This window comes from Trueperaceae bacterium, from assembly GCA_036381035.1.
Classification (GTDB): domain Bacteria; phylum Deinococcota; class Deinococci; order Deinococcales; family Trueperaceae; genus DASRWD01.
This window is the reverse complement of record DASVDQ010000072.1, coordinates 1-6,077: the sequence shown is the minus strand read 5'-3', so window position 1 is coordinate 6,077 and position 6,077 is coordinate 1. Positions and strand designations below refer to the sequence as shown.

Here is a 6,077-nt window from a genome sequence, read left to right as displayed (position 1 = left end):
CGGGCGGCCGAGGTCATCGCCGGCGCGATCGGCGACGCGGTCGCGGCGAGGGGTCGCTGCCTCCTCGTGCTCTCCGGGGGGCGCAGCCCCCTGCCGCTCTTCGCGCGCCTGGCGGAGGACGAAGGGATCCCGTGGCCGCGCGTGCACCTGCTCTGGGCCGACGAGCGGTTCGTGCCCCACGACCACCCGGACAGCAACTTCGGCGCGGCGCGGGCGGCGCTCGTCGACCGCGTGGGGGTGCCGCCGGAGAACGTCCATCCCTGGCCCATAGCGGACGACCCGGAGCGTTCCGCGCGGCTCTACGCCGACAGGGTCCGCGAGCTGGCGGGGCCGGAGCCCAGGTTCGACGTCACGCTGCTCGGCCTGGGCGCCGACGGCCACACGGCGAGCCTGTTCCCCGGCTCCCCCGCCCTGGGGAGCACCGCGCTCACGGTCGCCACGGCGCAGCCCGAGACGGGTTCGCGGCGCCTGAGCCTCACGTTCAGGTCCCTGAACGGCAGCGACGTCGTGGTGTTCCTCGTCACGGGGGAGGAGAAGAGGACCGCGCTCTCGCGCCTGCTCGCCGGCGGCGGAGCCGGCGTCGACGAGCTGCCGGCCCGGGGTGTGGAGGCGAGGAGTCGCCTGATCGTCGTGACGGACCTGGATGTCTGATCTCGGCTCACGGCCTTCGGGCGACGCCGAGGGGCAGCGCGGTTCCGGGGACCGCGCGTCGTATACTGCGGGATACGGGTTCACGCCGTTCCGTACCACCGGCACAGTCCCACACGTGCCTGAGGAGGGGTGAAGCATGCCTGTCGAGGTGAAGGGGGGCGCCCCCGCGGAGGCGCAGGACCGACGTCACGCTCTCGCGACCGCGCGCAGGGGGCGAGGGCCACGCAACGCGGCCCGACGCAGCGACGGAGGAGCACGCCGCGCCGGGGTAGAGGCGCTTCCCGCCGCATGACACGGCGCCAGGCGAAGACGACCACCGCCACCGCCCCGACCGCCGAGGGGAGCGTCTCCGGCAGCGGCGGCTCCGGGGCGGTCACGGCGGAGAAGGTCTACCACCGGCTGCGCGAGATCATCGTCGAGGGCCAGATGCCGCCCGGCACGCGGCTCGTCGAGGAGGCCACGGCCCAGATGCTGGGGGTGAGCCGCACCCCGGTGCGGGAGGCGATCTTCCGCCTCGAGAGCGAGGGCCTGGTGAGCCGCGACAAGCGCGGCGGCGCCATCGTCGCCGAGCTGACGGCCGGGGAGATCGAGGACATCTACGCGGTGAGGTCGGCCCTCGAGGGCCTGGCGGCCCGGCTGGCCGCGGGCAAGATGACGCAGCGCGAGTTCGTCCGCCTCGAGCACATGCAGGAGCGCCTGGAGGCGGCCACGAAGGCCAACGACCCGGCGGCCCTGGCGGCGCTGAACTTCGGCTTCCACGAGGTCATACTGAGGGCGACCCACAACCTCACGCTGATCGGCTTCATGGAGCAGATCCACGCCTCGCTGCGGCGCGCGACGCAGACCACCTTGGCCTACCCGGGCCGCGCGCAGCAGGCGCTGGCGGAGCACCAGGCGCTCATCGAGGCGTTCAGGCGCAAGGACGCCGCCGAGGCGGAGCGCATCGCCAGGCAGCACATCGAGAACGCGTTCAACATCAGGCTGCTGCTCAACGTCCGCGAGGAGCTCGATTGAGGCGGGGAGGGCGCGGGTGCGCGGGACCGCTCGGCGGCGGGTCCGGCCGGCCGGGGAGCGGGCCGGGCGGGCGGACGAGCGCTCGGTGAGCGGGAAGGTGCTCGGGTGAGCGCGCGGGGAGCGCCGGGCTTCACCTGAAGAGGTCCCTCTCGGGGTCGCGCACGAGCGGGGCGTAGCCGCCCTCGCAGCGGTCGCCAGCGTAGCCGCGTATCAGCACCACGGGGCGCCCCTCGGAGGCCTGTCCCATGAGCAGCGACGCCGCCGACGCGAGCTCGTCGGCCACGGCCTCCTCCGACGTGCGCAGCAGGCGCCCGTCGAGGTCCGCCTCGCCCCTGTAGGAGTGCACGGGCAGGAGGCCAGACACGCCGATCGCGACGCCGATGGCGCCGTTCCTGAAGGCGCGCCCGTGCGAGTCGCTGACGATCACGGACGCGTCGACGCCGTGGCGCTCGCGGATGGCCAGCCTCAGGTCGCGCGCCGAGGCGTCGGGGTCCCTGGGGAGCAGGACCGCGCGGTCCCTCGCCCCCGAGTTCGACATGTCCACGCCGGCGTTCGCGCACACGAAGCCGAGCCGGTGCTCGGTGATCAGGTGGCCCCCCGAGACGCGCACGACCTCCCGCGACTCGGCGAGGATCAGCTCCACCAGCCGGGGGTCCTTCCCCGTGGCGCCGGCGATGGAGGTCGCACGCTCCCCCGGCGTCACGGTCGCGAGGTCCACGAAGGCGCCCTCGGCCTTCGACACGAGCTTCTGGGCGATCACCAGGACGTCGCCCGCCCTCGGCGCGATCCCCTCGGCCTCGAGCGCGTCCAGGACGAGGGGCGCCAGCGGTCGCGGCTCGCGGACCACGGGCACCGACGTGAGCGCGATCATCTCGATGCGGTCGTTCATCCGGCCGCTGCCTCCTCGACGGACCGCGGGGCTTTGACTCCCGCGGCGGGCTCACGTAGACTCGGGGACGTACCAACTGGATGCGGCCGTATACGGGCGTATGCGAAGCCCGCGGGGCGGCCCTCGCCCCACCCTCGCCGGCCGGGGAGGACCGGATGGCCAAGATCGGTTACGCGGCGGCACTCGAGCAGTTCGGTCCGTCCGAGCTCCTGCGCTACTGCCGGCTGGCCGAGGAGCGGGGTTTCGCCGGCGTCATGGCGGCCGACCACTTCCAGCCCTGGGTCCCGGCGCAGGGCGCGAGCGCGTTCGTGTGGTCGTGGATGGGGGCGCTGGGCGAGGCCACCGAGCGCCTCACCTTCGGCCCCGGCGTGACCTGCCCGTCGTTCCGCTACCACCCGGCGATCATCGCACAGGCCGCGGCGACGCTCGGAGCGATGTACCCGGGCCGTTTCTGGCTCGGGCTGGGCAGCGGCGAGGCCCTCAACGAGCACTTCGTGGGCGGCGTGTGGCCCGAGCCCCACGTGCGTCTGCGGATGATGCAGGAGGCCGTCGAGATCATCAGGCAGCTCTTCACGGGCGAGGTCATCAGGCACCGCGAGGACGGCTACTTCAAGCTCGGCCGCGTGAAGCTGTGGACCCTGCCGGAGGAGCCCGTGCCGGTGCTCGTCGCCACCTCCGGGCCCGTGACAGCGCGGTGGACGGGCGAGCATTGCGACGGCATCATCATGCCGGGCGCCGCCCCGGCCAAGCTCCGCATGCTCCTCGACAGGTTCGCCGAGGGCGCCCGCCGCGCCGGCAAGGACCCGGAGAAGATGCCGAAGCTCCTCCAGCTCCACCTCTCCTGGGCGCCCACGCGGGAGGAGGCCGAGGCGAACGCGCTGCGCGAGTGGCCCAACGGCGGGATGGCCTTCCCCAAGCAGGACATCCGCTCGCCCGAGGACTTCGAGCAGATGGCGAAGCTCGTGCGGATCGAGAACTACCGGGACCGCATGCTGATCTCGCCGGACCTGGAGGAGCACCGCGAGCACATCCAGCGGTTCCTCGACCTGGGTTTCACCGAGGTCCACGTGCACAACGTCGGGCGCAACCAGGAGGAGTTCATCGCGGCCTTCGCGGACGAGGTGCTGCCGCGGCTGTCGGGCTGAGGGCGCGTCCATCGCCTCCCGCGCTCAGCGGTTCAGCGCCTGCGCGGCCCGGGGGCGGAAGAGGAGCAGCAGGAAGCTGCCCACGACGACGACCAGGGCGCCGGCGAGGAACGCCGGGCCGAAGCCGAGGGCGTCGGCCACGAGGCCTATCACCAGCGGGCCGACGAGCTGCGCCACCCTGTTGCCGGTGAGGCGGAGGCCGAGGAGGAAGCCGCGGTTGCCGGGCTCGCTCTCCTCGACGACCGTCACCATGCTCACGGGCTGCGAGATCCCGAAGCCGACGCCGAAGCCTATCGACAGCAGCACCAGGGGGCCGAGGGACTCGAAGTACCCCGTCGCCCCCAGCGTCACGGCGACCAACAGCATCATCGCCCACAGCGTGTTCAGCTTGCCGCCAAGCAGCTTGGTCACGCCCGGCATGAAGGGCCTCACGGCCATCGACGCCAGGCTCTTGAGCGAGAGCAGCATGCCGATCGTCGTCGCGGAGTAGGAGAGGCTCTCGAGGTACGTGGGCTGGAAGGCCGAGAAGGCCGTCATCGCGAAGATCCCGCTGGCGCTGGCCAGGATGCCGAGCCGCACCCCGGGGCGCCCGAGGAGGGTACCCACGGTCAGCAGGCTCGAGCCGAGCCCCGCACTGCCGCTGGCCCGCCCGCGGTCGTCGGGCAGCAGGCGCGTGAGGACGACCCCGACCACCGAGATCGCCGCGGCCGCGGAGAACGCGGCCGCGTACCCGAGAGCGTCGGCCAGCAGCCCGGCCGCCAGGGGGCCGGCGAGCTGGCCGGCCGACGCGAACGTCGTGTACCAGCCGTAGTCGCGCTCGCGGCGGACGCCGGTGGAGATGGACCCCACGAAGCTCTGCGTCGCCAGGCCCATCAGCAGGTGCGCCAGGCCGGCGACCACCTGCGCGACGGCGACGGCCGCCAGCCCGGGGACCACGGCGATGATCAAGGGGGCCAGGCCCATCAGCACGGCGCCGGCCGTCATGACGGGCGCCGAACCGCGGCGGTCGACGAGGCTCCCCACCGGCAGGGCCAGGAACAGCGGCAGGACGAACGACGCGGCCACCAGCAGCCCGACCAGGGACACCGACGCCCCGAGCTCGAGGCTGTAGAGCGGCACCAGGGGCGTGAGCATCGCCTTCGTCATGAACACGAACGCGGTGCTGGCGCAGAGCTTCCACAGCGGACCGACCTTGCCCTCGGTAACCGTCGCGCGTCAGTCCCCCTTCGCCGCGGCGCTCGCCGCCCTGCCGGCGATGCGCCCGAACACCGCGCCCGCGGTCAGCCCCGAGCCGCCGGGGTAGTTGCCGTAGAACAGGCCGCCCACCAGCTCGCCGGCGGCGAACAGGTGCTCGATCGGCCGCTCCTCGGTGTCGAGGACGCGGGCCTCGTCGGCGGTGATGCGCAGGCCGCCGAACGTGAACGTGATCCCGCACGTGACGGAGTAGGCCTCGAAGGGCGGCGTGTCGATCGTGTTCGCCCAGTTCGACTTGGGGGGCGTGATGCCGACCGTGCACCTGCCGTCCTTCACGGTCGGGTCGAAGGGGACGTCCTGGCGCACGGACCTGTTGTACTCCTCCATGGTGCGCAGGAAGGCGTCCTCGTCGATGCCCTCCATCTTGGCGGCCAGCTCCTCGAGCGAGTCCGCCCTGACGCGCGTGGCCTGGCGGATCCTGTACTCGTCGCGCAGCAGCGCCGTGACCTTCGCGTCGAAGACCTGCCAGGCGGTGGCGCCCGGCTGCTTGAGCACCTCGCGCCCGTACTTCGCGTACGTGTAGTTGCGGAAGTCGGCCCCCTCGTCGACGAAGCGCTTGCCCTCGGCGTTCACGAGCACGCCCAAGGGGTAGCTGAGCTTCGAGAACCCGTCGCCCACGGCGAGGTCCCCGAAGGCGGGGGCGTTCTGGTCCCAGAACACGGCGTGGCCGCCCGACCACTCCCCCCAGGGCATCGCGTCGGCGGCGAGCGCCATGCGCACGCCGTCGCCGGTGTTGAAGCGCGTGCCGCGGACCTTGACGAGGTCCCACCCGGGGCCCATGTACCTCGTGCGCATCTCGCTGTTCGCCTCGAAGCCGCCCGACGCGAGCACCACGGCCTTCGCGGCCAGGTCGACGTACTCGCCCTGCCGGCGCACGCTCACGCCGGCGATCCGCGGGCCGTCGCGGAGCAGCTCCATGGCCCGCGCCCCGTACCAGACCGTGACCCCGTCCCTAATGGCCGCCGCGTAGAGGTAGTCGATGAGGCCCGCGCCGCCGCCGGCGACGTCGAGGACGATCCCGCCCCAGAACCTGTAGGTGTCGCCGACCTTGAAGGCCTGCCTGCCGTTGGGCAGGAAGCGCACGCCCTTGGACTTCAGCCACAGCATCACGTCGAGGCTCTGCG

The 6,077-nt window shown here is 72.8% G+C and carries 6 protein-coding genes; 3 read left to right on the top strand and 3 right to left on the bottom strand.

Annotated elements, in window-relative coordinates; all coding sequences use genetic code 11:
• On the top strand, positions 1-651 hold a 651-nt coding region (pgl, locus tag VF202_08635; protein ID HEX7040163.1), incomplete at its 5' end, for a 6-phosphogluconolactonase.
• A 288-nt stretch (positions 652-939) separates the two neighbouring features.
• Positions 940-1,665, top strand: a complete 726-nt coding sequence (locus tag VF202_08630) for a GntR family transcriptional regulator (protein ID HEX7040162.1) — start codon at positions 940-942, stop codon at positions 1,663-1,665.
• Positions 1,666-1,795: 130 nt separating this feature from the next.
• On the opposite strand, the gene cofE is transcribed toward VF202_08630, so the two are convergent.
• Entirely contained in the window at positions 1,796-2,554 is a 759-nt protein-coding gene (gene cofE / locus VF202_08625) for a coenzyme F420-0:L-glutamate ligase (protein HEX7040161.1), read from the bottom strand.
• A 155-nt stretch (positions 2,555-2,709) separates the two neighbouring features.
• On the opposite strand from cofE, the gene VF202_08620 reads away from it, so the two are divergent.
• On the top strand, positions 2,710-3,699 hold the full coding sequence (locus VF202_08620; protein HEX7040160.1) for a TIGR03557 family F420-dependent LLM class oxidoreductase: 990 nt from the start codon (positions 2,710-2,712) through the stop codon (positions 3,697-3,699).
• Positions 3,700-3,723: 24 nt separating this feature from the next.
• Here VF202_08620 and VF202_08615 read toward each other — a convergent pair whose 3' ends face one another.
• Entirely contained in the window at positions 3,724-4,881 is a 1,158-nt protein-coding gene (locus tag VF202_08615) for an MFS transporter (GenBank protein ID HEX7040159.1), read from the bottom strand.
• A 33-nt stretch (positions 4,882-4,914) separates the two neighbouring features.
• On the bottom strand, positions 4,915-6,077 hold a 1,163-nt coding region (gene tcuA, locus VF202_08610), incomplete at its 5' end, for an FAD-dependent tricarballylate dehydrogenase TcuA (GenBank protein HEX7040158.1).